Origin of the sequence: Staphylococcus sp. HGB0015, from assembly GCF_000411275.1 — a bacterium.
In the GTDB taxonomy this organism is placed as follows: Bacteria; Bacillota; Bacilli; order Staphylococcales; family Staphylococcaceae; genus Staphylococcus; species Staphylococcus schleiferi.
The window spans coordinates 36785-63057 of the sequence record NZ_KE150418.1; the positions used below are offsets into that span (position 1 = coordinate 36785).

The 26273-nt window shown below is 36.7% G+C and carries 27 protein-coding genes and 1 pseudogene; 8 read left to right on the forward strand and 20 right to left on the reverse strand.

The window, feature by feature from the left end:
- The first annotated feature begins 150 nt into the window (after nt 1-150).
- The gene (locus tag HMPREF1208_RS06875; RefSeq protein ID WP_016425620.1) at nt 151-342 is read left to right on the forward strand and encodes a hypothetical protein; all 192 of its coding nucleotides are present in this window, start codon (nt 151-153) and stop codon (nt 340-342) included.
- Between the two features lie 143 nt (nt 343-485).
- On the opposite strand, the gene HMPREF1208_RS06880 is transcribed toward HMPREF1208_RS06875, so the two are convergent.
- Nucleotides 486-1301, reverse strand: a complete 816-nt coding sequence (locus HMPREF1208_RS06880) for a pyruvate, water dikinase regulatory protein (protein ID WP_037559370.1) — start codon at nt 1299-1301, stop codon at nt 486-488.
- A 4-nt stretch (nt 1302-1305) separates the two neighbouring features.
- Nucleotides 1306-3930: a pyruvate, phosphate dikinase gene (gene ppdK, locus HMPREF1208_RS06885; RefSeq protein WP_016425622.1), complete on the reverse strand. Its 2625-nt coding sequence runs from the start codon at nt 3928-3930 to the stop codon at nt 1306-1308.
- 280 nt (nt 3931-4210) lie between these two features.
- Here ppdK and HMPREF1208_RS06890 point away from each other — a divergent pair, with 280 nt between their 5' ends.
- Nucleotides 4211-5065: an NAD-dependent epimerase/dehydratase family protein gene (locus HMPREF1208_RS06890; protein ID WP_016425623.1), complete on the forward strand. Its 855-nt coding sequence runs from the start codon at nt 4211-4213 to the stop codon at nt 5063-5065.
- A 476-nt stretch (nt 5066-5541) separates the two neighbouring features.
- Here HMPREF1208_RS06890 and HMPREF1208_RS11840 read toward each other — a convergent pair.
- The 5 genes and pseudogenes from HMPREF1208_RS11840 to panB form a co-directional block, all read right to left on the reverse strand.
- Nucleotides 5542-5676, reverse strand: a pseudogene (locus HMPREF1208_RS11840) (transposase); the annotation flags it as partial.
- Nucleotides 5677-5683: 7 nt separating this feature from the next.
- On the reverse strand, nt 5684-5812 hold the full coding sequence (locus HMPREF1208_RS12505; protein WP_262569602.1) for a hypothetical protein: 129 nt from the start codon (nt 5810-5812) through the stop codon (nt 5684-5686).
- Nucleotides 5813-5978: 166 nt separating this feature from the next.
- The gene (gene panD, locus HMPREF1208_RS06895; RefSeq protein WP_016425624.1) at nt 5979-6362 is read right to left on the reverse strand and encodes an aspartate 1-decarboxylase; all 384 of its coding nucleotides are present in this window, start codon (nt 6360-6362) and stop codon (nt 5979-5981) included.
- On the reverse strand, nt 6359-7219 hold the full coding sequence (gene panC / locus HMPREF1208_RS06900; protein WP_016425625.1) for a pantoate--beta-alanine ligase: 861 nt from the start codon (nt 7217-7219) through the stop codon (nt 6359-6361). Before panC ends, panD begins: the two co-directional genes overlap by 4 nt.
- Nucleotides 7216-8028, reverse strand: coding sequence for a 3-methyl-2-oxobutanoate hydroxymethyltransferase (gene panB, locus HMPREF1208_RS06905; protein WP_016425626.1), 813 nt, complete (start codon nt 8026-8028; stop codon nt 7216-7218). Before panB ends, panC begins: the two co-directional genes overlap by 4 nt.
- 242 nt (nt 8029-8270) lie before the next feature.
- Here panB and HMPREF1208_RS06910 point away from each other — a divergent pair, with 242 nt between their 5' ends.
- Nucleotides 8271-9125 carry an oxidoreductase gene (locus HMPREF1208_RS06910; RefSeq protein WP_016425627.1) on the forward strand — a complete coding sequence of 285 codons (855 nt, stop codon included), beginning with the start codon at nt 8271-8273 and terminating at the stop codon, nt 9123-9125.
- A 486-nt stretch (nt 9126-9611) separates the two neighbouring features.
- Here the strand turns inward: HMPREF1208_RS06910 and HMPREF1208_RS06915 are convergent, their stop codons facing one another.
- A complete protein-coding gene (locus HMPREF1208_RS06915; RefSeq protein WP_016425628.1) occupies nt 9612-10151 on the reverse strand; it encodes a hypothetical protein in 540 nt (179 codons plus the stop codon).
- A 249-nt stretch (nt 10152-10400) separates the two neighbouring features.
- Between HMPREF1208_RS06915 and HMPREF1208_RS06920 the strand changes: the two genes are divergently transcribed.
- Together HMPREF1208_RS06920 and HMPREF1208_RS06925 are read left to right on the forward strand one after the other, a co-directional pair.
- Entirely contained in the window at nt 10401-10838 is a 438-nt protein-coding gene (locus HMPREF1208_RS06920; protein WP_016425629.1) for a LytTR family DNA-binding domain-containing protein, read from the forward strand.
- A complete protein-coding gene (locus tag HMPREF1208_RS06925; protein ID WP_016425630.1) occupies nt 10835-11305 on the forward strand; it encodes a DUF3021 domain-containing protein in 471 nt (156 codons plus the stop codon). The genes HMPREF1208_RS06920 and HMPREF1208_RS06925 overlap by 4 nt, the downstream gene beginning before the upstream one ends.
- A 125-nt stretch (nt 11306-11430) precedes the next feature.
- On the opposite strand, the gene HMPREF1208_RS06930 is transcribed toward HMPREF1208_RS06925, so the two are convergent.
- Nucleotides 11431-11898, reverse strand: coding sequence for a GNAT family N-acetyltransferase (locus HMPREF1208_RS06930; protein ID WP_016425631.1), 468 nt, complete (start codon nt 11896-11898; stop codon nt 11431-11433).
- Between the two features lie 190 nt (nt 11899-12088).
- On the opposite strand from HMPREF1208_RS06930, the gene HMPREF1208_RS06935 reads away from it, so the two are divergent.
- A complete protein-coding gene (locus HMPREF1208_RS06935) occupies nt 12089-12523 on the forward strand; it encodes an antibiotic biosynthesis monooxygenase family protein (RefSeq protein ID WP_016425632.1) in 435 nt (144 codons plus the stop codon).
- A 171-nt stretch (nt 12524-12694) separates the two neighbouring features.
- Here HMPREF1208_RS06935 and cntE read toward each other — a convergent pair whose 3' ends face one another.
- The 11 genes from cntE to HMPREF1208_RS06990 form a co-directional block, all read right to left on the reverse strand.
- The gene (gene cntE, locus HMPREF1208_RS06940) at nt 12695-13879 is read right to left on the reverse strand and encodes a staphylopine family metallophore export MFS transporter CntE (protein WP_016425633.1); all 1185 of its coding nucleotides are present in this window, start codon (nt 13877-13879) and stop codon (nt 12695-12697) included.
- Between the two features lie 11 nt (nt 13880-13890).
- Nucleotides 13891-14631, reverse strand: a complete 741-nt coding sequence (locus HMPREF1208_RS06945) for an ABC transporter ATP-binding protein (protein WP_016425634.1) — start codon at nt 14629-14631, stop codon at nt 13891-13893.
- The gene (cntD, locus tag HMPREF1208_RS06950) at nt 14625-15443 is read right to left on the reverse strand and encodes a staphylopine uptake ABC transporter ATP-binding protein CntD (RefSeq protein WP_016425635.1); all 819 of its coding nucleotides are present in this window, start codon (nt 15441-15443) and stop codon (nt 14625-14627) included. The genes HMPREF1208_RS06945 and cntD overlap by 7 nt, the downstream gene beginning before the upstream one ends.
- The gene (cntC, locus tag HMPREF1208_RS06955) at nt 15443-16306 is read right to left on the reverse strand and encodes a staphylopine uptake ABC transporter permease subunit CntC (RefSeq protein WP_016425636.1); all 864 of its coding nucleotides are present in this window, start codon (nt 16304-16306) and stop codon (nt 15443-15445) included. The genes cntD and cntC overlap by 1 nt, the downstream gene beginning before the upstream one ends.
- Nucleotide 16307: 1 nt before the next feature.
- A complete protein-coding gene (opp1B, locus tag HMPREF1208_RS06960; RefSeq protein ID WP_016425637.1) occupies nt 16308-17240 on the reverse strand; it encodes a nickel/cobalt ABC transporter permease in 933 nt (310 codons plus the stop codon).
- 13 nt (nt 17241-17253) lie between these two features.
- The gene (gene cntA / locus HMPREF1208_RS06965) at nt 17254-18852 is read right to left on the reverse strand and encodes a staphylopine-dependent metal ABC transporter substrate-binding lipoprotein (protein ID WP_016425638.1); all 1599 of its coding nucleotides are present in this window, start codon (nt 18850-18852) and stop codon (nt 17254-17256) included.
- Between the two features lie 143 nt (nt 18853-18995).
- Nucleotides 18996-20288 (reverse strand): staphylopine biosynthesis dehydrogenase, encoded by a 1293-nt coding sequence (cntM, locus tag HMPREF1208_RS06970; protein ID WP_016425639.1) that lies wholly within the window; start codon nt 20286-20288, stop codon nt 18996-18998.
- Nucleotides 20288-21109: a staphylopine biosynthesis enzyme CntL gene (gene cntL, locus HMPREF1208_RS06975; RefSeq protein WP_016425640.1), complete on the reverse strand. Its 822-nt coding sequence runs from the start codon at nt 21107-21109 to the stop codon at nt 20288-20290. Before cntL ends, cntM begins: the two co-directional genes overlap by 1 nt.
- Nucleotides 21110-21119: 10 nt before the next feature.
- The gene (cntK, locus tag HMPREF1208_RS06980) at nt 21120-21929 is read right to left on the reverse strand and encodes a histidine racemase CntK (RefSeq protein ID WP_016425641.1); all 810 of its coding nucleotides are present in this window, start codon (nt 21927-21929) and stop codon (nt 21120-21122) included.
- A gap of 319 nt (nt 21930-22248) precedes the next feature.
- Complete coding sequence (locus HMPREF1208_RS06985; RefSeq protein WP_016425642.1) at nt 22249-22953, reverse strand: hypothetical protein; 705 nt, start codon at nt 22951-22953, stop codon at nt 22249-22251.
- Nucleotides 22954-23160: 207 nt separating this feature from the next.
- Nucleotides 23161-25326 carry an LPXTG cell wall anchor domain-containing protein gene (locus HMPREF1208_RS06990; RefSeq protein WP_016425643.1) on the reverse strand — a complete coding sequence of 722 codons (2166 nt, stop codon included), beginning with the start codon at nt 25324-25326 and terminating at the stop codon, nt 23161-23163.
- 242 nt (nt 25327-25568) lie between these two features.
- Between HMPREF1208_RS06990 and HMPREF1208_RS06995 the strand changes: the two genes are divergently transcribed.
- Entirely contained in the window at nt 25569-25772 is a 204-nt protein-coding gene (locus HMPREF1208_RS06995; protein WP_016425644.1) for a TM2 domain-containing protein, read from the forward strand.
- A gap of 97 nt (nt 25773-25869) precedes the next feature.
- Nucleotides 25870-26259 carry a DUF488 domain-containing protein gene (locus tag HMPREF1208_RS07000; RefSeq protein WP_016425645.1) on the forward strand — a complete coding sequence of 130 codons (390 nt, stop codon included), beginning with the start codon at nt 25870-25872 and terminating at the stop codon, nt 26257-26259.
- The last annotated feature ends 14 nt before the right edge of the window (nt 26260-26273 follow it).

Consider the following 26273-nt stretch of genomic DNA (forward strand, 5'->3'; position numbering starts at 1 on the left):
GTTTAAGCATACTTTGAAAATATAACATATTCACTGCTCAAGAACAATCTTCTGCGACTATTTATTGAAATGTTCAATGAATTTTCAAATAGCGATTGATTCATCACTTTAATTTGATATGATTAAAGTGAATAAAAGGGGTGAGAAATCATGTCAGAAAAATTGAAAGAACGCATTTATTTAATCGCGATTATTATTAGTACTTTATGTGTTATTTCTTCTGTGTTATTTAGCCTAAGTCCTGCCATTACTGCAGCAGTCACTTTTATTTCTATTATTGTATTTGCAATATTGTATTTTGTTGTACCAACTAAAAATCAAAATACACGCAATTTAAAATAATTTAACCGCTACACATGGCAAAGAACTGGGAGATACGGTTTCAATTTCCTAAAAAACACCCCAAAATTCATTCAAGAATTTGAGGTGTTTTCTTATTTTGGCTAGGTTATGTCCTAGGCTCTGTTTTTTATTTTTGAATGTATTTAAAAAGAGGCCTGTAGAAATTTTTCGATATAGAATGCCGACTCTTCAATCGAGCGATATTCTGTGTTAATCACGGTTGCATTCAACTTTTTGAATACTTCTTCCGCATAGGCCAACTCCACTTTGATTCGTTTTAAATCGTTATAATTGGCTTGGCCGTCGATGCCTAATATTTTCATTCGCTCTGTTCGAATGTTCATAATATATTGTGGGCTCGCTGTTAAGCCGAATACTTTAATTTGCTTCTTTTTTATCGTCTCGTATGGGATTGTCACTTCGGGAACTAGTGGGATATTCGCAATTTTATAGCCTTTATTTGCTAAGTACATGCTTAATGGCGTCTTAGATGTACGCGAAACACCTACAATGAGTGCGTCCGCTTCACCTATATCCGTAAAATGCTTACCATCATCATATTTAACCGAATATTCAATCGCATCAATACGCTTGAAGTAATCATCATCTAATTTTCGAATCATCCCTGTTTCTTTCGTAGGAATATGACCCGTTTGCGCTTGAATATGGTGAAGGAGCGACGACATATAGTCAATATATGGAATTTGATATTGGTTTGCATACGCTTGTCCCATAACATTATATTCTTCTGTCACTAGCGTCGTAACAACAATCGCATCTCTTTCTTTTGCTAACTTTAATACATGAACTAACTCTTCCTCGCTTTTGATAAACGAAAACTTTTTAATTTCAATTTGCGTCAAATCTGGAAATTGACTGACACCGGCATGTACCATACGTTGCGCCGTTTCACCTAGTGAATCAGATACGATAAAAATCGTCAATTGCCTTTTCTCCATAGCCTTATCGCTCGCTCTCAACGACACTTTGTGCGGTAGCTAAAATGGCTCCTGGTACGCGGAAAGGTGAACATGATACATAATCAATAGCCATTTTGTTAAAGTGATGAATCGATTTAGGGTCGCCTCCTAACTCTCCACATACACCAATTTTGATTGATTCATTGGCCTGTTTTGCTTGCTCAACAGCCATTTTAATCAATGCCCCTACCCCATTAACATCTAAAGTTTGGAATGGATCAACTTCTAAAATTTGTTGGTTTAAGTATTCATTGATGAATTTTCCAGCATCATCACGGGAAAAGCCATACGTTAACTGTGTTAAATCATTCGTACCAAAACTAAAGAAATCACACACTTCAGCAAGTTCATTTGCAATCATACATGCACGCGGTGTTTCAATCATTGTTCCCATTAAAAAGTGCAATGTCTGATCTGTTTTTGTTTCAATACGTTGGATGGCTTCCACAATTTGTGTCTGTAAAATTTTAAATTCTTCTACTGTAGATACAAGTGGAATCATAATTTCTGGTTGGCAATGGATTCCCTCTTGCTGTAATTGTGCCACACTATTCATAATCGCTTCTGCTTGCATCACATAAAGCTCTGGATAGGTGATAGCTAATCGACAACCACGATGCCCCAACATAGGGTTTGTTTCGTGTAACTCTAATATACGTTTGTTTAATTTTTCTACTGGAATGGCCAATTGTTGTGCTACATTTTGAATTTCATCTTCTGATTTTGGTAAAAACTCATGTAAAGGTGGATCTAATAAACGAACAATCGTTGGACGCTCGCCTGATAAGCGGAAAATCTGTTCGAAATCTTCTGTTTGATAAGCACGTATTTTATCTAAAGCTGCCTTTCTCGTTGCATCATCTGAAGATAAAATAAAGCGACGCATTTCTACAAGACGCTCTGCACCAAAAAACATATGCTCAGTGCGAACTAAACCAATTCCTTTAGCATTAAATTGATAACCAGCTTCAATGTCCGGCGTTGTTTCAGCGTTCATACGGACATTAAGGCGGGCCACGTCTTCTGCCCATTGCATAAATTGTTCAAAAGCTTCACTATGTTCAGCACTTGTTGTTTCAATTTCACCAACATAAAGGTCGCCTTTTGCACCATCAACAGATACCATATCGCCTTCTTGTAATGTTTTTCCAGCATACGATACGATTTTTTCTTTTGTATTGATTTCAAGATCTGAACAGCCTGTCACACAACATTTCCCCATACCGCGCGCGACAACAGCGGCGTGAGATGTCATTCCTCCGTGTGTTGTAACAATTGCTTCACTTGCGATCATCCCTTCAATATCTTCAGGAGATGTTTCGGGACGCATTAAAATGACTTTTTCTCCTTGCTCCGCTTGCAATTGCGCTGCTTCGGCTGAGAAAACAATCTTACCTGTTGCAGCACCCGGGCTTGCAGGTAAACCCGCTTTAGATATCACTTCTGCGACTTCAAGTGCTTCGTCTTTAAAAGTAGGATGTAACAATGTATCGATCGATTTCACATCTACTTTGTGCATTGCTTCTTCTTTTGAGATGACGCCTTCTTCTACAAGATCCACTGCAATTTGAATTGCCGCTTTAGCTGTGCGCTTACCGTTACGCGTTTGTAAAATATATAGCTTTTCATTTTCTATTGTAAATTCAATATCTTGCATATCTTTATAATGGGCTTCAAGTTGTTCTGAAACTTCGACGAAAGCTTGATGTACGTGTGGCATTTGCGCCTGTAATGTTGCAATATCTTTCGGCGTCCGTATCCCCGCTACCACATCTTCTCCTTGCGCATTTAATAAGTATTCACCAAATAATTGTGCCTCTCCTGTCACAGGATTACGTGTAAACGCCACCCCTGTGCCACTTTTAGGGCCACTATTACCAAAAACCATTTCTTGAACATTAACCGCTGTACCGATATCATGTGGAATCTCATTCAAATCACGATACACACGCGCACGATCGTTATCCCATGATTTAAATACAGCTTCAATCGCTTCTCGTAGTTGGTCTATAGGGGCCTGTGGGAATGGTTTGTAAACTTCTTCAATATAAACAGTTTTATAATGCTCACATATCTCTTTCAAACCTTCTGCTGGGATATCTGCATCATTTTCGTAACCATGTGACTGTTTATACGCATTAAAATATGTATCGAAAGCAGACATCGGAATGTGATATACAACTTCACCAAACATTTGTAATAGACGTCTATAACAATCGTATGAAAAACGGGCATCTCCAGTTTTAGCTGCCAGTTTTTCAACATTTTCATCATTTAATCCTAAATTTAAAATTGTATCCATCATACCGGGCATTGAAATTTTCGCGCCACTCCGAACCGAAACAAGTAACAAATGATCATTTGATGAAAAAGCCTTGCCCGTTCTCTCTGAAAAAGCTGCGAGTTGTGTTTCTAATTGATCTTGAACCTCATCAGCAAGTTTTTCTCCATTTTTTAGATATTCAATACAAGCTTCAGTTGTAATGGTAAAACCATCAGGAACAGGTAGTCCTAAGCGCTTCATTTCAGATAAATTCGCACCTTTGCCACCTAATAAATCTTTCATATCTTTTTGCCCTTCATCAAAAGCGTAGACGTATTTTGTCATACTTTACCACCTCATTAACATTTAATATGTCATACTAATTAATAAAAGTATGTCATATTAAAACTGAAAACACAATCAAAAATATAAGAATCATTTGATATTTTTATTTTTTGTCATAAATTCGAGAAATAATTATTTTTACTAGAGCTAATATTCACTATCTACTTTGTTTTAATTTTTCAAAACCGGCTATTTAATATAAATACGGATTATTAACAAATGAAAAGGAATCGTCATTAAATGATTAACCTGATTCCATTTAATACAAAGGAGTAAAGTAATGAAAAAGATATTCGTCACAGGCGCAACTGGCCTCATTGGTATGAAGTTAACACAACGCTTAATTCAAGAAGGGTATGAGGTTGCTGGTTTTACAACTTCGCAAAACGGTAAAGCACGCTTGGAACAACTCGGCGCAAAAGCCTGGATTGGTAATATCCTCGAGCCAAAAACAATAGAACCTGCATTGAGAGATTTCAAACCTGACGTCATCATGCATCAAATTACAGATTTAAAAAATGTCGATATGTCAGCAAATACAAAAGTTCGCGTTGAAGGCACTCGAAATTTAGTGGATCTGGCACTGAAATATAATATTCAGCATATCATTTCACAAAGTTTAGCCTTTATGTACGCACCTGGCGCCTCATTAGCAGATGAGCAGACGGCATTGGATACCGAATCTTCAGGAGATAGAAAAATAACCGTCGATGGTGTTATCGGTTTAGAAAAAGAAAGTCAGCGTTTATCACATGCTGTTATTCTTAGATACGGAATGATGTATGGTGAAGGGACTTGGTATGGAAAAGGAGGTATGATTTATAATCAATTTAAAGCAGGGAAAGCTCAAGTTTCAAAGGGTGTAACCTCTTTTGTTCATATTGAGGATACTGTAGAAGCAGCAGTTGCCGCACTTACGTTGGAGCCTGGTATTTATAATATTACAGATGATGAACCAGTTGGCGGGGAAGAATGGGCAAACTGGTATGCCCAACAGCTTCAAGTTTCACCAGAAATTGAATTCTTCCCTGCTCAACCTTTCGAACGTGGTGCAAGCAATCAAAAATATAAAGCACACCAGGGGACACTTCGTTATCCTTCTTGGCGTGATGGCATGGTCATAGATGAAAACTAATTTTAATTAAAAGAAGTTCGCTATTTGCAAATGTTGATTCACAAAAACAATCACATCACGAAAAATATTTAAATGCAATCCAACGAGCCTGAGACAAAATTGTCTCAATAATCGATGAAATCCGAGGTTTTCGTAAAAAACGAAAAATCTCGGATTTTTTTCCTTTTATCATCAGTTTAGCCGCACTAGATGCGACTAATTTCCTTAGGCACCTCGTTAGTTTAGTTTTTATTGGCATTAATTAAATTATACGAAAGTGCCTTATTGTTTAAGTATAATGGTGAATGATTACATATATAAGCGAAGTATTTATAGCGAGGCTCCTGAGGGAACAGGACGAGCCGAAGACTACAGGCTGAGGCTGTCCCCTCGGAAAGCGAGCCTATATAATATGAAGCATGATAATAAAAAGGAAGCTCGAAGACGATTTTTGTCAAAATCATCTTCGAGCTATTTATTTTGGTATTTATGTCCCAGACTGGTTGTTTATATTTACTTACAAATACCTTAGAAATGATTAAGATTAGATTCCTAAAATTCCAGAAATTTCTATAACCATAATAAACCCGTTTAATCAGTTTTATTTTATGATTAATTCCCTCAATTGGCCCCCATTCGTTAAATGTGGATGACCTCATTTGAGATGGTACATCGGGATTGAATATAGGGTGATTTAGCTGTAAAAGTTTGTTGATAAGCTTTACAATAAAAGCGTTGTTTCTTCAATTTTGAAATATCATAATACATAGACACAATATTTCCTTAATCGTTGGTTGGGTCACTTACAATTATAGAGATATTTGTGCTTTTTTATTATCAAAAATTAAAATAACGGTCAGTGAATGTTTCACCAACCGTTCATATTAACAACTTCTTGTATTGAAAACATCATGTTGTGCTATGGAGAAAGTCCTTACATGACAATTGTATTTTCTTTTTCATGAATCATTTGCACGATTTCATTTTTTTCATTCATCACTGCAACTTTTGGTGCATGTGTTTGTAATTCCGTTTCGTTAAGTTGTGCATACGTCATAATAATGACCACATCATCTACTTCGACCAATCGAGATGCGGCACCATTCAAGCATATTTTGCCACTCCCACGTTCTCCTGCGATGACATATGTCTCAAAACGTGCACCATTATTATTATTTACAATCGCGACTTTTTCATTTGGTAAAATATCTACAGCATCAAGAATATCAGCATCAATTGTAATGCTACCGACATAGTTTAAATTTGATTCTGTAACACGTGCACGATGAATTTTTGCGTTCATCATAGTTCTAATCATTTCTCTTGTTCATCTCCAATAATGATATTATCGATTAGCCGTGCTTGTGTAAACTTCACAGCTAATGATATAAAAATACGTCCTTCTATCATAACTTGTTCACGCAATTCTGGGTAGCTATAAATTGCAACTTCTTCAACACGACCACTCGTATGCATCTGAAGATATTGTGTCACTTTATCTATAATAACGCTACTATTGCGCTCACCCGCCTGATATAGCGATTTCGCGAGTTCTAAACTTTTGTGTAAATGAACCGCTTCTTCACGTTCTTCCGGTGTGAGATAAACATTTCTTGAACTTTTAGCCAATCCATCAGCCTCTCGCACGATATCTACACCAACGATTTGAACATCATGGTTAAAATCTAATACCATTTGTTCTACGATCGCCAATTGTTGCGCATCTTTTTTACCAAAATAAGCTACGTCAGGATGGACGATATTAAATAACTTGTTTACAACTGTCACAACGCCATCAAAGTGGCCTGGGCGTTGTGCCCCTTCTAGAACTTCTGCCAGTCGTCCCACTGTAACATGGATGCCAATTTCTCCCGGATACATTTCTTCGACTGTTGGATAAAAGACATAATCCACACCAATTGCTTCTACCATCGCCACATCTTGGTCAATTTGGCGAGGATAGGCATCAAAATCTTCATTAGGTCCAAATTGTAAAGGGTTCACAAAAACACTGATCGCTGTCACATCATTTTCCGTTATCGATTGACGCATCATGGTTAAGTGTCCATCATGTAAAGCGCCCATTGTTGGCACAAAACCAATTTTCCGACCTTTTAATTGATGTTGTTTCATCAATTGTTGCATTTCTTTAACTGTTGTAATGACCTGTGTCATGCTTCTACCTCATCCATAATTTGTTTTTTATAAGTGTATGCTTCAGAAGGAAAGACACCTGTTTTCACTTCTTCATTATATTTTTCAAGCGCAGCCATACCAATCGAGAAATCTTCGTATTGTTTTACAAATTTCGCTTGTCTTTCTACGCCATAATTAAGCATATCGTGATAAACCAGCACTTGACCATCTGTATCTTTACCTGCACCTATACCAATAACTGGAATCGTAAGTTTTTCTGAAATTACTTTTGCAAGATCACTCGGAATCGCTTCTAATACGAGTGCGATTGCTCCTGCTTGTTCTACAGCTTGTGCATCTTCAATTAATTGCTGTGCTGCTTCTTTTGTTGTCCCTCGCATTTTGTAACCTAAAACACCGACACTTTGGGGTGTTAAACCTAAATGTGCCACAATCGGAATACCCATTTGTGTCGCTTGTTTCATAAAAGGTGTTAGATGCGCACCCTCTACTTTCAAAGCATTTCCATGACTTTCTTGGTATAATCGAATAGCATTTTGAATATCTGTTGAAGCATCGATACCTACTGAACCAAAAGGCATATCTACTACAACAAATGTGTTGGGTGCACCGCGACGAACAGCACGACTATGATGTAGCATATCTTCTAAAGTAACATCTACTGTACTTTCATATCCGAGGACTGTCATTCCTAATGAATCACCGACTAAAATCATATCGATTTGAGCAGCTTCCACTTGTTTGGCGCTCGGATAATCATAAGCAGTTACCATTGAAATTTTTTCACCGTCACGCTTCATTTGTTGGATATTATTTAAAGTTTTCAATTCATTCACCCTTTAATTTTTAATATATCAATCGTAAAACAATTCGCCTTATTTTTCCATTTATATTTAATATATCACAAGAATGCAAACCACATTTTTGAAAAATATTTGAACAGGCATATTTTCGAAAGTGATCAATCATTCGTTTATTATCAAAACGGACTTTACAATGTATTTTAATCGTAATACATTAAAACATATCAGTAAATCATCCTATATTTTATAGAGAAAAGAGGGCAAACATGACTAAAATTGCAGTAATAGGGCCTGGCGCTGTGGGGGCATCTCTTACCTTTGCACTTTCGCACACATTTGATGTCACGTTAATAGGACGTCAAAATCAAATCATTCATTTTCAAGAATCGAATGCGCAAGTCCAACAGGAACTGACTGTTCGGGCTATTGAAGCGGTACAAGAGCCGTTTGACGTGATTTTTATTGCTGTGAAAACGCATCAATTAGCCGATGTCATTCCAGAACTCGTCCATTCGACACATGCAAACACATTGGTGATCTTGGCACAAAACGGCTATGGTCAACTCAAACAATTAGCAGACTATCATGCTTATCAAGCTGTTGTTTACATTAGTGGTCAAAAACAAGAGCAACGTGTGACACACTTTAGAGACTATAAACTTCATATCCAAGCAGACGCTCATACAGAACAACTTGCTCTGCAACTAAAAGATGCCCCGTTAGAGCTCGTACTCGAAAATCATATTGAAAATGCGATATGGTATAAACTCATCGTAAATTTAGGAATTAATACTATAACCGCACTAGGCCGTGATACCGCACGTGTATTACATGATGATGCGATGATTCAACTTTGTCGACACTTATTAGAAGAAGGCACAGCCGTTGCGCAAGCTGAAAGCATTCAGGTGGATGACAATATCGTAGACGCCATTATGAAGATTTATGCCGGGTATCCTGATGAAATGGGAACAAGTATGTATTATGACATCATGCAAGGTCAACCTTTAGAAGTCGACGCCATTCAAGGTTATATTTATCAACGTGCTCAAGCACATCAAATAGCCGTTCCTTATCTTGAAACCGTTTATACACTACTTGCTTATCAAAACGCTAAGTAAGGACGTTGTTAACTTTCGACAGCAACACTTTTTGACTTCGGTAACATATAGTGATAGTACGAAGAAAAGAAAAAACACCTAGCCTAGGCTACTAACCGTGAACTAGGTGCAAAAACATAGCAACATATTAGTGAGCTTCCAGACTCAAATATGTTAATCATTACAGCCTATCATAGGTCCTCTTGTTTCCCCAATAACGAGAGCCTATTTTTTTGTATTTTTAAACAATAAGGTCACTGCATACAAAGTCCCAATAATACTTAGAGATATTGATAAATAAACATCCAAGTTGATTATTATTGTCATATGCCATCACCTCGAATTATTACAAATTTAATCGCTGAGGATGATTAACACATGACTAATAGGCTTCTATGATTTATAACCCTAATTATACCTATTCTATTAACAGATAAGTATGTCCTTCCTATTACTTGTTTTAGAAAATATATAATTTGTATCAATTGATGTCCGCATATACTTTGATTATCCATCTACCTCTATAAACTGCAATTCATAAACTGAACGATCATCGTAACGATTAAAACTATCGATATTCCCTTTTAAATATAACGTTTGCGTTTTCCGACTCACATTATGTTGATATGTCATTTTAATTTTTAAATTTGATTCATACCCATTATTTTCAATAGTGCGATCTAACTCATTGAATACAGCTTTATTAATAGGTAATAAATAACTCTCTTTACTTGGCAAAATACTAACATACTTTCTCTGTAAAACCTGACCTTCGTCGATAAACACTTCTATTTTAATTTGTTTTGCTGCACCCGCACCAAGATTAAATAACTTCAAAAAATCGTCTCCTATATCTGTCGAAGTTGTTGAAGCCGTATTTTTTAATTTTAATCTTTCGCCATCTCGTGTCATCAAAATCTGATTGAATCCTAATGCAGGTAAAAAACTCATTTTCATTTGATAGAGTTGGACACTCACAGATACAAAATAAAATAACGCCATAATAAACGTCCCAATGGAACCAATTGCAGAGATTAAATTGATCATCACATACTCCTTTCGACAATAATTTAAAATAGTGGTTCACATTTTCCACATTTGAAATCACTTTAAACCCTTACTACACCTTGCGCAAAAAATAATGGATGAATATATTAAAAATTATTGACGCTTTTCTATACCCCACCGTTTATTTTCCTTACGATGCCGTTTAACAAGAATCCACTACCATATAGCAACAGCAGATAGTATTTTTGGGTTTTCTTTGGTTTACTTAATACAAGGAGGTTAGCACCTATGAAAGTTACCATTACGCTTAATCCAGCGATGGCAGAGGATCACATCCATATCACTACAAAGTCTATGACTCCTGATTTACAAAAAATAGTTACAGAAATTCAAGAAGATACGCCCTATTTGAATGTAAAAACAGAAGATAACGCCATTTACTTTGTAGATATAACAGATATTATTGCTATCTATACGGAGCGACAAAAACTTAAAATCATAACAGTAATTGGGACATTTACAATGGTAGAACGACTCTACAAAATTAAATTTAAATTGCCTGCATCATTTATTCAGATTTCTAAAAGTGAGTTGATTAATCTCAACTATTTAAATCACATTGAAATCACATCTAGTGGTAGTTTAAAACTGGTTTTCAAGCACGACTATTTAACTTATTCCTCGCGCCGTTATGTGAAATCTATTAAAGAGAGGTTAGGTCTATGAAAACAATTAAAAATGGTTTTTGTATCGGAGTGACAATCGGTGTGTTAATTTCAATTTTCATTTCGATGATTTTTAGCCATCATGAATACCATCCTACAAATCCTATTTCTACAATTGGCGAGTGGTATTATCAAAATTTTACTGAAGCGCAAATCATGCTCATTATGATGATTCTATGGGGTATTATTGGTATCTTGTTTCAATGGGGTGCAAAAATATTCGAATACGAAGATACTTCATTAACAAAACGGACATTACGTCACTTTTCCTTTATGTTTTTACTTTTTCTTCCGCTCGCTTGCTTAGCAGGATGGTTCCCGTTAAAAATCACTGCCTTTGTATTTTTTGCCATTATTTATAGCTTTATATATTTCATCATTTGGGGTATCAACTACTTAATAACTAAGAAAGAAATTCAACAAATTAATCAATCGTTACAACAAAGAACTCATACGCCTAAAAAGTAACTCTTCTCTTCATCCCATTCAAGAATGACTGTGGCTGAGGTCAGGACATAACCTATGCTTTTATCAATTGTTCTAACTTAATGTTAGAAGCATCACTGTCCTACCCAGCCACATGTTTTTTATATTTAAGATATGTTACTCGATGATATAAGCTCTTTTTCTAACACTAGCATATCTCGACATTGAATGCCTTCTTCATAAATAGGGGCATAACCTTGTCTGATAAAATAATCATGTTGTATAGCAACAATTCGGAATCCATTTTTTTGGTAAATTTTCAATTGTCTTAAACTTGAATTTCCTGTACCTATGCTTAAGTAGTGATAACCTTCATCGGCGTATATTTTTGTCAAAGTATCAAGGATTTTACGCGCATAGCCTTGCCCTTCGAATTGTGACGCCACACTCAAATTCATAATCTCTGCTTTTGTGTCTCTCTCATGCACCACAGCAATACCTATCAACGTCTTCCCTTCAACCCATTCATAACACTTCCCCGCTTCAAATACTGCTTTTACTTTTTCAAGATTTGGATCAGCCGTAAGCATTAATGTTTGAATATCCTTTGTTAAATCTGTGCGATGGCGCAACATTGTTTTATCTCCCCTTTATTATTCATTCTCTCTCAATTTAAATCTGCTAACAGCAACTTTAACGTTTGACTATTATAATGAGTTTTTATAGTTTAATACAACAAAATTTACAGTTACAAAATTTAATTTATGCAATTAAAGTGTGCAATAACGGGTATAAGTGATAAAGGATAAGGAGGAGGTATAAAAAATGATACTCTCTCATAAAGATCACCTTTATCAGATTGAAGAAAATGATTTGACAACTACGATTTATAAAAATAATGATGCAAAAACATATACCGCCATTGAAAACATCGGTACCCTTTCACCAGACCATTTCTGTGTAATGAATTACATTAAGGTTGCTCGCTACAGTGAGGCTATCTTTGAGGAGCGTTTTCTTAATCGAACGTCCTACTTAGGTGAAACACCCGGGTTCGTCGCTCTGAGAGTACTGAGACCCTATGACCCACAAAATCACTACATTATTTTATCCTTATGGGATGACCGTGACAGTTTTGAAACGTGGCAAATGTCTTCACATTATAAAAGTATCTACAAAGAACATCATCAACTTGAAGGGCTCGATCAAGAGGTTATAGATTTAAACGCTTCATACCTCATTAAATTCGATATTTATTAATGACGTGATGCAAAGACCTCATTCTTACAATTTCTTATATCAACCCACATATAACGCGATATATGGGTTTAGGATATCCGCTAAATATATGCATATGATTGAATCACAAAAACGCTCCCTTATTAAGCAGTGTATAGCAATCAGCTTAATGAAGGAAGCGTTACTCATTTTTTAACGTTCTATAAATTGTGGTCTACGGTCAATGCTCATCACAGTAATGATGGCCATTAAAATACCGCATATGAGATACATATTTGCATAACCTGTTAAATCGGCAATAGGTCCCATTAAGGCAGCACCTAATGATACGCCTAAATCTGCAGTTGCAATAAATAGTCCGAGAAGCATGTTACGCCCTTGTTTCGGTAATTTGAAACTCAAGAAAGACGTGAGCGTTGGATAAACCATGGCTTGTGTAATACCTATCATGATTGCACTCACATAAAGAATGAGTGCACCTAGATAAGGTCCCATTGCAATCAAGAATAAAGCAATCGTGAGCAATCCGAGTACTTTTAGCATAAATCCAACATGCCATTTCCCGTCTGAAGGAATATACTTTCTTAAAAAGAATCTCGAAAATACGACTGTAATCGCTTGAATTGCTAAAAAGACACTGGCATGTCCAACTTGATATGTATTCACATACAATACAATAAACGTAGAAACTGCACCAAATCCAATAGAAGCAATGAGCATAATCATGCCTGATTTGAATAAAAATGGATTTTTAAACAGTTGTAAAAATACGGTTACAGGCCCATAAGGTGGTTTCTCAGGTTGTTCGGCTTGTGGCTCGTGATCTTGATTTAACGTTGCACTGAAGCCGACTACACCTGTTGTCACTGCAATGATAATCATCGCAAGTGCAAAGTAACTAAGGTTATCTAAATTCCAAATACCAACCGCTATGATAGGTCCAATAATTCCTGGTATGTAAGAGAATAAAGAATATAATGAAATCCCTTGTGCTCGATCTTCTTCAGGTAATGCGTCAATAATACCAATTTGTAATGACATTGAGAAAAAGGCTGTACACACCCCTTGCATTACACGTGCTACGAAATAACCTTCAAGCCCAGTGAAGCCATATAGGATAAGTGCAAATCCATTGATCACTAAAATCCATCTCAATATTTTGATAGGTCCAATTTTAGCTATGACTTGCCCCGCCCATGGTCTAAAGAGCATCGCAGTGAGCATGTAAGCCCCCATTACGATACCAATCGTTGCGTTTGTTGCACCTAAGTCATGACCACGTAAAGGAATCATAACGTTAAGGATCGCATTCGCACTAAAGAAGAAGAGTGCGAGTATATATAATCTTAGAAAAGGCCATGCCAATGCACCTTTCATACAATTGCCTCCTAGTTCATAAATTGTTTTGCAAAAAGTTCGCGTGTATACGCGTGTTGCACATTGTTTAATGTATCACGATTCAATCGCTCTTGAATCTGTCCATCGTTAAAAATCACTAAATCTTCACATAGATATACAGCTGCTTGTATATCATGTGTAATAAAAATAAAGCTCAATTGATGAACATCCCTTAAATGAATTAACAAATCTAAAATCTGTGATTGAATTGACATATCTAATGCACTGATTGCTTCGTCCAAAACAATATAATCGGGCTTCGTGCTAATCGCTCTCGCAATGGCAACGCGTTGTGCCTCTCCTCCAGACATCATTTGTGGGTATTTATCAAGATATTGCGCATCTAGGCCAACACTTTTTAATAAATCGACCATATACGCCTCTTTATCGCTTACAGGTGATTCACATTGCCGTAACGCTTCTCTTAAAATTTGCCTCACATTGAAGTACGGGTGTAAAGATGATTTATAATCTTGGAAAACAACACTCATTTTACCCAATCTAACTTGGCGGTGACAGACATCACGGCCATTGAGTAATACTTTTCCACTATCTGGTTTTTCAATGCCTAAAATCATGCGTGCTAAAGTGGATTTCCCACTCCCACTTTCACCAATGATTGCAATACTTTGTCCTTTATCGCATTTAAGGCTAACAGATTTTACAATTTGACGCTTACGTCGTCTTTCACCACTACGATATGATTTCGTTACATTTTGAACTTCTAACATGTCATATCACCTCTTAGCGCCTTAAAATGCTTTGAAACGCGATCTCGTGCCGCAATTAAAAACTGCGTATACTCATGTTGCGGTTGATTAAAAATTTGTTCCGCAGGCCCAGACTCAACGACATCTCCATGACGCATAACAAGGACCGTATCGGCAATACTTTTAACCACTGCTAAGTCATGCGAAACAAAAAGCATGGCACAGCCAATTTTTTCTTTAATTTCGCGTAGTTCTTCAATGACTTCATACTGCGTAATTGCATCTAAAGCTGTTGTAGGCTCATCAGCAATAATCATATCCGGTTTGAGTGCAAGGGCAAGAATAATCATCAGCCGTTGCAACATGCCGCCAGACAATTGATGGGGATAAGATTTTAAAATACGGTTAAAATCTCTTAACCCCAACATGTCAAAATAATGTTTTAACGTGGCTGTTTGCTCTTTTTTAGACATTTTTCGATGCTGTTGCAACATCATTTTCATTTGTGTCCCAACCGTGAAAGTCGGATTAAATGCCGTCCCGCCCTGTTGCATAATCATCGCAATACGTCGACCTCTTATTTTTCGAAGTTCCTGTTCGGAGGCTTGATGAAGATTTTGATCTTGGAAAGTAACTTGGCCACTCATTCGTATATTTCGATCATTGATACCTAATAAAGCTTTACACGTAACCGATTTTCCACTCCCACTCTCACCGATAATCGCGATGACCTCGCCGCGATGTAACGTAAAATTACAGTGGTGGACTAAGACATCGTTTGTGTTGTCATCAATTAATGTTAAGTCTTCTACATGCATAACAGTATCTTGCATTATATCCACCCTTTCTTAATCCGTTGCTTCATTTGTTGTTTAGACAACTTAGGATCGATTGCAATTTGTAATGCATCAGATAAAAAGTTGACAGCTAATACGATAATAATAATCGTAATACCTGGTGCAAACATAAGCTCTGGGTGACTGAACATGACTTTTCGTGCTTCATTCATCATCATGCCCCATTCCGCAGTAGGCGCCTTGACACCTAATCCTAAAAATGAAAATCCGGAAATTTGTAATATCATGGATACCATTGAACTTGTTGAAATAATCGCAATATCTGCTAAAGTTCGTGGCAAAATATGGGTCGCAATAATACGACTGTGTGATAAACCAATTGTCCGTGCAAATTTCACATCATCTGAGTCTCTATACTGCATAACACTCGTCCGAATGATACGGCAAAACCATGCCCAACGTGTCACAATGAGCGCTACGATAATACTTTTCAAACCAATGCCCAGCACGCCGATGAGTGCTAACGTCATGACATAGGTTGGAAACGATAGCATGATGTCGCAAGCACGCATAATGATCGCATCAACCCACTTACCGAAGTAACCTGAAATGAAGCCTAAAACCGTGCCTATGAATACTGAACATATAAGTGCAAATAAAACTAAAATAAAGCTCGGTCGAATCGCGAAAATAATACGCGTTAAAATATCACGACCTAAATGATCTGTACCGAGCCAATGTGCGAATGACATTCCTGCAAATTTATTATCAATATCAACTTCATTCGGCGGATAAGGTGTGACAAAAGGTGCAAAAACGCCGAGCAATAAATACATAGCGATAATTGCCAATGCCCATTTTGCGCCTGTATCTTTTAATAACCTTTGAAAGACAATCATATTAGCCTTCCTCCCTTAACCTTGGATTCAGCCACATATTGATGACATCTGCAAGTGTATTAAAAAGTATAAATAAGACAGAAACAACAAGCACATAAGCTTGGATAATTGGAAAGTCTTGTTCAAGTACGGCTTTCACGCTTAACTGCCCCATACCCGGCCATGCAAAGACATTCTCTATCACGACCGAACCACCTAAAATCAATGGTATAGACATACAAAAGATAGAGACAACGACTTGCATCGCATTACGTGCAACATACAGCAAAAGTTTAGATGTCGGTACACCCATTGCACGCATATATAAGACATAATCTTGATCCAATTGTTGAATAACGGCACTGCGCACATTTCTAAAATATATCCCTGTATATCCTAACGTAATCACAAGTACGGGTAGGATATAACTTTCTGGTCCTGTCAATCCTGATGTTGGAAGTATGTTTAGTTTGACCGAAACAAAAATAATTAAAATCGCTGCAAGCCAATATGAAGGGATTGCAGTTAAAACAAATGCTGTACTTCGTGTGACACGGTCGAACCATGTCCCACGAAATAAAGCAGTTAAAATACCAAGTAACATAGATAATAGAATAATGACTACACTTGATACGAGTGTTAATTTAAGCGTGTTAAAAAATGCTGGCCATAATCTTAAACTCACATCTTCGCCGGTCACAAAACTATGACCAAACTTTAACTGTACTGCCGATTTGAACCACTCCCAGTATTGAACAATAAAGGGGTCATTTAGCCCATATTTTTCACGTGTTTGCTCAATCAAACTTTGTGAAATATTTGGAACTTCTTGTGCATGTAAAATAACTACAGCTGGATCTTCATTCGACAAATGGGTTAAAGCAAATGTGAGAAAGCTAATCACAATTAACAATGGTACGGTCAGTAACAAACGTTTGATTACACTGTATACCATACATTAAGCATCCTTATTTATATTCCATTTGCTCAAATGGTAATTCATATTGTGATTGTTTGAATGAGATATCTTTTAAATCTTTAGGTGCAACAACTGTCATACCACCATGAGAAATCGGAATGAAAATCGCTTCGTCATGAACAGTTGTTAAAATATCTTTATATTTTTCTTTTTGCGTTGTAGCATCTTGTGTTGATAATGCTGTATCAATATCATCGAATAATTTTGATTTTTCTTTAATACCAGAAACTGCTGATTTGTAACCTGTATCTGCTTTAAATGCAGAGATTGTACTTTGTGGGTCATATTGTAAGCCCCAAGTTTGGTTGAATAATAAGTCATAATCACCTGAAGTACGGCGTTCAGCAACTTTATCAGAAGTTTCGCCTACAATTTTCAATTGCATACCGATATCTTTTGCTTTCGCTTGGATAAATTCAGCTTCTTGTTTTTGTGAACTTGAGTGATTGTCATAATATAAGTTCATTTCTAGTTTTTTACCGTCTTTTTCACGCACTTCGCCTTTTTTAGATTGTTTCCAACCAGCTTCGTCTAATAGACTTTCAGCTTTTTTCAAATCAAATTCACGTTTTGGTAAATCGATATTCGCATGTGGCACGTTTTTTGAGAATAATTGTGATGCAGGTTTTTCAGTTTTATCTAGGATTTTTTCTGAAATTCGTTTTTGGTCTACACTATGCCATAATGCTTCACGAACTGCTTTGTCTTGTGCAGGGCTGTCTTTTTTACCTGTGTTTGCAACAATCATTTTAGTGTTCATTGGTTTACTACGTTTCAATTGGTAGTCGCCTTCGTCCACTAATTTTTTCATTGCTTCATTATCTACGTTGTCAGTTCCGCGGTCATCTGTAAATGCAAAGTTAACTTCACCTTTTTGAAGGGCTAAGAATGATGTTTCACCTGCTGGTAACACTTTCGCAACGATTGATTTTAATTTAGGTTGTCCACCCCAGTAATCATCATTACGTTCGAATTTAGCTTGTTCGTCTTTTTCATGTGATTTTAACTTATAAGGACCTGTACCTACATAAGATTTCAAACCATCTTTCGTACCGCCATCTTTAAAAGCTTTTGGTGATACAAATACAAATGGACGTGTCATTGCTAATTCTTCTAAAGTTGCATTGTAAGGTTCTTTCAATTTTAATACGAATGTATAATCATCTTTTGCTTCTGTTTTATCAATTAAAGTAGAAACTTTAATCCAAGAGTGTAACTTTTTATTGGCTTGAACAGCGTCAAAATTCTTTTTAACAGCTTCTGCATCAAATTTTGTACCATCATGGAATTTTACGCCTTCACGTAAATGGAATGTATAAGTTTTACCGTCTTTAGAGACGTCCCATGATTTGGCTAATAAAGGTTCAATCCCTTTTTGTGTATGATCAACTAATGATTCATAAACCATACCTTGTGCTGACATAGAACCACCATAGACGTGTGGATTCATATCTCCAATATCTTTAGATGTTGCATATGTAAGATTTTTCTCCTCTTTTTTCTCATCTAATGCCTTTGAACTCCCACAAGCTGATAAAACAAGTAACAAGGCCATACATAAAGTCAGCCACTTCAAAGTCTTTTTCATAATCTTTTTCCTCTCTTTTCTCCGTGACCCTTGTTTTGGGTATTATGAAGTTTATATTTAGTTATCATTAAATAGACACACAGTGATTCAATGTAGGCATCTCTCTATGTAACCATTCGAGACCCATAATAAGAAAGCCTATTTTAGTGCGGCGATAATTGCGATTCAATGCATGCAATATCATGCGCAAAATCTTGCACTTTAAACTGTGCTGAAAAACTATCGTTCGGATGATTGGCTTGAAATGCTTCTAACTGTGCTTCATATCGATACATAAAGGTGTCCATCATAGGTGTGTTAATTTTGAGCACACGTGCAATTCCGCGCATGATTTGTGTTCGATAGTAATCTTCACTCGGCATACGTGGAATTTGCCATTCCCCTGATCCATTTTGAAAGACATGCTTAAATGGAACGGCAGAAAAATCAAAATATTTACCCGCCGCATCCGGTTTTGAAAATGGATCAATCAGAATACCTGTATAACGTACATATAAAAGATACTCTTGCTCCACTGGTGATAATGTTTCAAATGCTTCGATTTTTGAAGCATCGATTGTTTCTTCACGAAGTGGATAATTTTCTTTCACCATAAATTTCAATAAATTCAAAGTTTCAATATTCATTTTCTGCAAAATATGCATCACTTCTTGCCACATTAAGCGCATTTCCGTGATACATTTCATCGTTATTGGTCCTTCTGGGAACAATTTGTAAACAAAAAACGGCACATCGGTACCTTGAAACACCGCTTTAAGTGCGTGCATATTCATAAATAATGCAGGATGGACATAGAGCGAGCTATTGCGTGACTCCGCTTGAAGTGGATGTTCCACCACTGTTACTGGCACGCCAATTTGAGTCATTAATGCGACCATTTCCTGGAAAGTTTGAGTATTTGATTGAGTTGAGCCGATATAAAGACGTTTCTTCAACCCTTTAGTGATTACGCGGTGCGGTTGATCTACATCTGTCACACCCGTATCTCCTAAATAAGTTGAAAATGAAATAACTTCAATATTCGGTTGGTACGCTTGCAATTGCTGTTTCACAATCATATGCGATCCAAATGTTGGTGAAATAAGCACAACACTTTTCAATTGCGTTAAAACACGTTCCGAAATCTGAGATAATACTTCACTATACGCATCCGCTGTACAAGCAAGGACGAGCACATCATATTGCTTTTGAATGTCATGATAACTTTCATAGACGTTGGCTAACGTTGCTTCTCCAGCTAATTGTTGATGCGCTTCATTTTGAACAGAAACTTCAACTTTTTGCGTTTGTTGATAAGCCTCAATGAATTTGCGTGATTTCTCTGATTGTAAACTTCGGCTTGCCATCGCAATCTGATTATCTGAATATTGATCAAACAATACCGCCAGTTGAATCGCCACAGGACCTGTTCCTGCTATCAATACTGACTTTGACATTACGATGCGCCCCTTTCATTTGCTTTTTGATAAAGTGCAATATCAAAAATCTGATCGGGTTGCGTAATATCAGCCACACATGTCCAATGCTGTGAATATGTGTCCTGTTTTGGATAGTTAAAGATAGATTTTAAGTCATTTCCATAACGCATAGAAACAACAACATCTCGATTTGTTAACTCATAAAGCTCTGCAAGAATGTCATATTTCATTTTAACTGTAGAGCTGAAAATGATATGCGTCACATCTCGAATCGCCTCTAACTCATTCACATTTTTACGATGGATCTCAATAGCTTCATTCGGCGCTAAGATTTCAATCACTTTTTGGCCATAGTTTACGGCATCTTCATCAATATCGATACCAATCACATTAGCACCTGTTTCTTGTGCAATCTGAACGAGCGTCATCGGATACGCGCCAGAACCTACGAGTAATACCGTATCTTCCGGTTTAATTTCAAACTGGCCAAATTCTTCTACAATACAGTGCTCTATATTTTCAAAATAGCCTGATGAACCTGCATTTCCTGATATTAATCGACGTGCACGTGTGGATTCCATTAGTTTCACGCAACGTGAAGTAATCTCCGCTAATACGTGAATCAACTGTGTATTAGATTCTGGATGTGTATACCACTGTTGATATACTTGTGCTTGTTGCTCATCAAGAATATAAGCACTGTAATCATCAACCAATTGTTCTAAATCGCATACTGCCTGTTCGCTTGCTTGTGCTTTTTCGTATAATTGCTCGAATTGTTGCGCATAGTTTTCTAACTGCGCTTCAAATTGTTTAATCTCTTGTTGCATGTCGATCATGGTTCTCTCCTTATTCTAAGTATGCTAATCCCGTTGCAACTGTAGAAACATGACCCTTTATGGAAATTTCATAGCCCTCATCTTGTCGACGAGTTGAAACAGATAATGCGCCACCTGGCTGCAAAATCTCCTCTTCAATATGTGAACTGTGTCGGCGATATGCTTCATAAACGCCCACTGAACCTGTTCCAGAACCACAGCTCTGCTCCCAAATGATACTGTCAACTTGAGGTATGTATATCAGTGGATGCAAACGTCGTTGATGTGCTTCATATAGCATAATACCGATTGCAGTGAAATGCTCCGGCCATTGATGTTGACGCACAAATTTTTCAACTGATATTGCCAAACGATCTGACCATACTGAAATCGGACAGACAAAATGTTGATATGTATCATATTGAATTTCTAAACCATCAAAAATAACGTCATCAATCGTATATTGTTTCTCAAGTATTTCCGTCGGTCCAGGTAACGCGACTTCATATTGTCCTGTCTCTTCATAAAAAGCACACTTCGTCGGTTCGCTCAAACCTGAAACTTGAAGTTCAAATGAAGAAGAAGGTAATAGATCTCGCGTTTTCAAATAATGAATAAATGACAAAGTGCCATTACCACAAAATTCTTGTCCGCTCATAACAAGTTGATGTGGAATATCACCTTTGGCATCAACAATAAACCCAACTTGTTCACACCCCACGTGTGATGTTTGCATTAATTGCTGCGCTATACCCGCATATTCTGAAGGATCATGAGTAGAATCTACCAATACTGTCATATTTCCAGATGGATTAAATTTCGAAAAATGAACGATTTCCAAATGTATTCAATCTCCTTTTAAAATAAATATGCTTTGTTACAAATCGTAATCATAACGATTTAAAAATATCCTACTCTCTTCTTTTTAAATTGTCAACAATGATAATCATTATCGATTTAAATGTTTATAAAAAAAGAACCATAAAACGACAATTACTTGACATTTTATGATTTCCTTTAATAATATTTAATTTATTATTTTAAAATTACATTTAACTTATGCGTCATTGAATAAGATGAACTTATTATAATAAGGAAGTAATACGTCACATCATCGTGCAGACGTTTCATTTTTAACGCATAACGGCTCATCTGATTTCTCACTGGCTGATTGACATCTTTGTCGTAATGTTGTGTAAACGTGGGTCATTATGATGTGCTTCATATAACGGAAGCAGCGGCATTGCTTTACCTGAACTTAATAACATTTGATAATCGATGAATGCACTTTGTGTGCCGCCAATAAATAAAGTATTTGGACTTACACCAACAATCGTCACAAAATTCCCTTTAGGTGGCGACACCATATAAAACTGCATGCCTTCAGGTGCATTGGGCACTTGAATGGTAGGCGTCACTTGTAAATGATTTACAGTTCTTGATTCCGTTCCAGCTGCTCCCACATGTTCATACGTTCCTTGATTGATTTCTGTTGCTGTGATTGTATAGCGGGCCGCATCTTCCACAAAGAATGCGAGCGCAATTTTCGTTTTAAGATCAACCCGGTCTAAGTCAGACGGCTTCGGTTCCGATTGGGGTTTCGTTTCATCTTTCTTTTCTTGTTGAACTTTTTCATGATGTTCCTTGTCACTTTCGCTTAATGATTGTGCAACTTCTTTCTTATCTTTTGGTACTTCTTTCTTACTCGATTGTTGTTGATCTGTTGTCGTCTCTTTTTCTTGCGTAGCCGGTTCAGAAGTTTGAGGCTCGGCTTTGTTTGCTTTTTCTTCCTTTTGATGATTGTCCTCACTGCATCCTGTTAAAATGACTAATAATGTTATACATGTTGTAATTAATTTTTTCATTCTGATACCTCACTTTATAAGCGGTGCGCTATACACTTATAAATATATCAAATAAAATCAAATATACAATATGCCGTTATCTTTTTTAACACTTCTTTCCAAAAACAATGAAAGCGAGACAGAAATCAATTTGATTCCATTGTCCCGCTTTCATACACAAAGCTTTAATAAAGACTTATATCTTCCCGTTAAGTTGCTACTCTGTGATTAACGTGTATGTTTTTGTTGCTTGCGTCGTTTGTATACCAATAATGATAAGCCTGAAGCGATTAATAATAGAGACCATAATGTAGGCGCCTTTTCTTGACCTGTCTCTGGTAATACAGATACAGATTTAGGCTCAGCCTTGTCTATATGTGGTTTAACTAAATAATCAACAGGTGTTGTTGGCATTGTAGATTGAAGTTGTAAACCGTTCACATGGCCCATACTTCCTTTTTCATGATGGACTAACTTTAATGTTGCTAAATGCTGGCTGTAAGGAACCATGTCTTCCATACCTTGTGTATACTCAGGCGCTGTAGATACCGATGCATCTGCCGCTTGTTTGTGCTCACCTTGACCTTGTACGGACACAGGTGTCACGTTTTCAGGCATTGTTGTTTTTGTAACTGAAGTCGCTTGCGTCATTTTAGGTGTTTCAGCGCTTGCTTGGTGTTGTTCAGAGGCATCACGCTTTTGTTCCGCTTTAACAGCTGGGCTTGCGTCACTTTTATCAGTTTCTTTTGTCGTTTCATGTTGTACTGCAGCTTGCGTATCTTGTTTCACTTCTTCTTGTTGTGCTTCTTCGTGCTGCTTTGTTGCTTCTTCTACTTTAGGTGCCACGACTTCGTTAGCCGGTTTAAAACTGCGAATTTCAAAAATATCGTCGTCTTCATCTGAATAGTCATCAAATACTTCATCATCCATGATTTCATCAATATCAACAGGTTCAATATATTTTTGAATTTCAGCTAACGCTTTTTGTGTCGTTGGGTCTACTACAGTTAATGTCAATGTTTCACCATTGTACATACGATAGCCCGCTTCTTTAATATTGAAAGTAAACTTACCTTCTTGATCTGCTTGAAGCGTCGGGAAGTGTCTGTATTCGCCTAAGTTTGAATCAATTCGAATAAGCGCATTTGCATATTTCGTACGACCTGTCATCTCTTTTGTGCCTTCTAAGATTAACTTGTCTTCACCACGAATCGCTGTTTCAATAACATCTCCAAAAATGTCATTAATTTCAATCGCTTCATCTACATCTTTTAATTCTTTTACAGGTTCAATCGCATTATGATCAAATAATGTATGAGCTTTTTCAACCGCTTCAAATGGCTCTGTTAAAACATTAAACACAAATGAAGGCATTGTGTCTTGTTCATTATCTGATTTAAAAGAAAGTGACACGAGGTCCCCTTTTTTCAATGAATAAGATTTATCGAAAAGACGATTGAATTTGAATTCGAATTCAAAAAAGCCTTTAGGATCAATAAATTTCCAAACGCCGTCGTAACGTGTTTCATACGCTTCTTTACTCAATTGTTCAAGCGTTGAAGTTGAATCCCCTAAATTAATAAACTTGCCGTTAATCGCAAGTGCAACTTTGCCCTTAACTGACGTATGCCCTTTAACCACACCTGTACCTTCTAAAATAGGTTCAATCCAGACTTGGTGTCGACCGTTAATTTGAGGAATACGTGTTTCTGGAATTTCGTATGCTTTTTCATATCTAGGTGTTGTATACGAAGCTTTAGGACCTTCGCCTTCAGCATCTAATAGTAATCCTTCCAGTGATAAATCACTTTCTTCGTGATTTCCTGCTGTTACCTCTTCTTTTTCTTCTGAATCTACCGCGTGTGTTGTAGTATCTTGCTCTGCTTCCTGAGGCACCGCTGTTGTTTCTTCATCAGAAGCTTCCAATGCTTCTTCATCATCTTCTAAAGCATCTAAGTCTAGAGGTTCTGTTGCTTCAACATCTACTTTTTGGTTATAAACGATTTTTCGCCCATTTAAATCATACGTAAATTTCCCGTTCTCATCAGACACCACTTCTTTAAATTCATCTTCAAGATTAACAACATCTTTATTATCAATTTTAAGTGAAATTGCTTTGTTAGGTTGTGTGTAGCCTGAAACTTGTGTGTCGCCCGGGCGCACTTCATCTAAATGGATAAAACTTTCATTTTCCGCTTGTTCTGATTCAGTATTTTCTTCCACTTGTTGATTGTCATTCACTTGTTTCTCATCAACAGAGACGGCTGATGCTTCTTGAGCCGTTGTATCTTCTGAAGCTTCCGCTGTACCATTTGAAATCACAAAAATTGCTGCCGCTGCTGTAGAAACTAAACCGATCTTCATTTTTCTTAATTTATAATTTTCCTTTAACATCTTTAACCTCTCTACTAGAAAAAATCATTACTGCTTAACTTTAATATACTAAAGAAATAAATCATATTAACTGAATATTAACTAGAACTTAAAAATGTATAATAGCAATGGAAAACAATTTTATTCTTTAAATCAACTATTTAAAATAATGCATTATTTATTGTAGTTTTATATTGCACGAAATAGTCATCTCACAAATCCATTCACATTTTGTTGTATAATTACAATGAGGTGATAAAACAATGAAAGTCAATAAATGGATTTACGCTATACTCGCGATTGTTCTAGGAGGTTTAGGCGTTCACAAATTCTATTCGCATAAAATCGGACTCGGGATCTTATATGCTCTATTTTCTTGGACAGGCATACCCGGCCTAATTGGTATTATCGAAGGTGTCCTTGTATTACTCAAAACACCATATGAAACAAACGAAATTATTGTATAACACTCGCAAATATTCTAATGTACTCAAGAAGTGATTCGGGTAGAATGTATCTTGCTTTCTGCCCATGGCCTTTCAACATTTCAAAAGGAGGATTCTCGTGACTGTTAAGATTGAACGTATCTATACAAAAGCGCAAGAAAATAACGCTGTCCGTGTGTTAGTCGACCGTGTATGGCCAAGAGGGATTTCTAAAGCAGATGCAAATTTAGATTATTGGTTAAAAGAGATTGGTCCGACCTCTCAATTAAGAAAATGGTTTCATCATGATCCTGAACGTTTTGCCACATTTAAAGATCAATATTTAAAAGAACTCCAAACACTGGATGAACAACGCGCCGCATTTGCAGAATTACAGGAAATCGTATGTCAAAATGAGCATGTGGTATTACTTTATGCAGCCAAAGATACCGAGCACAATCACGCTATTCTTCTACAAAACTGGATCAATCATCCACCCCGATCTCTTAAAAATAAAAACCAATCTTAGAGATTGTCCTCTAC

Excerpts from the sequence above, each read along its gene's own strand:
- HMPREF1208_RS06875 (WP_016425620.1), top strand. The coding sequence starts at position 151 with ATGTCAGAAAAATTGAAAGAACGCATTTATTTAATCGCGATTATTATT.
- HMPREF1208_RS06880 (WP_037559370.1), bottom strand. The coding sequence starts at position 1,301 with ATGGAGAAAAGGCAATTGACGATTTTTATCGTATCTGATTCACTAGGT.
- ppdK (WP_016425622.1), bottom strand. The coding sequence starts at position 3,930 with ATGACAAAATACGTCTACGCTTTTGATGAAGGGCAAAAAGATATGAAA.
- HMPREF1208_RS06890 (WP_016425623.1), top strand. The coding sequence starts at position 4,211 with ATGAAAAAGATATTCGTCACAGGCGCAACTGGCCTCATTGGTATGAAG.
- HMPREF1208_RS12505 (WP_262569602.1), bottom strand. The coding sequence starts at position 5,812 with ATGTATTATGATATTTCAAAATTGAAGAAACAACGCTTTTATTGTAAA.
- panD (WP_016425624.1), bottom strand. The coding sequence starts at position 6,362 with ATGATTAGAACTATGATGAACGCAAAAATTCATCGTGCACGTGTTACA.
- panC (WP_016425625.1), bottom strand. The coding sequence starts at position 7,219 with ATGACACAGGTCATTACAACAGTTAAAGAAATGCAACAATTGATGAAA.
- HMPREF1208_RS06910 (WP_016425627.1), top strand. The coding sequence starts at position 8,271 with ATGACTAAAATTGCAGTAATAGGGCCTGGCGCTGTGGGGGCATCTCTT.
- HMPREF1208_RS06915 (WP_016425628.1), bottom strand. The coding sequence starts at position 10,151 with ATGATCAATTTAATCTCTGCAATTGGTTCCATTGGGACGTTTATTATG.
- HMPREF1208_RS06920 (WP_016425629.1), top strand. The coding sequence starts at position 10,401 with ATGAAAGTTACCATTACGCTTAATCCAGCGATGGCAGAGGATCACATC.
- HMPREF1208_RS06925 (WP_016425630.1), top strand. The coding sequence starts at position 10,835 with ATGAAAACAATTAAAAATGGTTTTTGTATCGGAGTGACAATCGGTGTG.
- HMPREF1208_RS06930 (WP_016425631.1), bottom strand. The coding sequence starts at position 11,898 with ATGTTGCGCCATCGCACAGATTTAACAAAGGATATTCAAACATTAATG.
- HMPREF1208_RS06935 (WP_016425632.1), top strand. The coding sequence starts at position 12,089 with ATGATACTCTCTCATAAAGATCACCTTTATCAGATTGAAGAAAATGAT.
- cntE (WP_016425633.1), bottom strand. The coding sequence starts at position 13,879 with ATGAAAGGTGCATTGGCATGGCCTTTTCTAAGATTATATATACTCGCA.
- HMPREF1208_RS06945 (WP_016425634.1), bottom strand. The coding sequence starts at position 14,631 with ATGTTAGAAGTTCAAAATGTAACGAAATCATATCGTAGTGGTGAAAGA.
- cntD (WP_016425635.1), bottom strand. The coding sequence starts at position 15,443 with ATGCAAGATACTGTTATGCATGTAGAAGACTTAACATTAATTGATGAC.
- cntC (WP_016425636.1), bottom strand. The coding sequence starts at position 16,306 with ATGATTGTCTTTCAAAGGTTATTAAAAGATACAGGCGCAAAATGGGCA.
- opp1B (WP_016425637.1), bottom strand. The coding sequence starts at position 17,240 with ATGGTATACAGTGTAATCAAACGTTTGTTACTGACCGTACCATTGTTA.
- cntA (WP_016425638.1), bottom strand. The coding sequence starts at position 18,852 with ATGAAAAAGACTTTGAAGTGGCTGACTTTATGTATGGCCTTGTTACTT.
- cntM (WP_016425639.1), bottom strand. The coding sequence starts at position 20,288 with ATGTCAAAGTCAGTATTGATAGCAGGAACAGGTCCTGTGGCGATTCAA.
- cntL (WP_016425640.1), bottom strand. The coding sequence starts at position 21,109 with ATGATCGACATGCAACAAGAGATTAAACAATTTGAAGCGCAGTTAGAA.
- HMPREF1208_RS06985 (WP_016425642.1), bottom strand. The coding sequence starts at position 22,953 with ATGAAAAAATTAATTACAACATGTATAACATTATTAGTCATTTTAACA.
- HMPREF1208_RS06990 (WP_016425643.1), bottom strand. The coding sequence starts at position 25,326 with ATGTTAAAGGAAAATTATAAATTAAGAAAAATGAAGATCGGTTTAGTT.
- HMPREF1208_RS06995 (WP_016425644.1), top strand. The coding sequence starts at position 25,569 with ATGAAAGTCAATAAATGGATTTACGCTATACTCGCGATTGTTCTAGGA.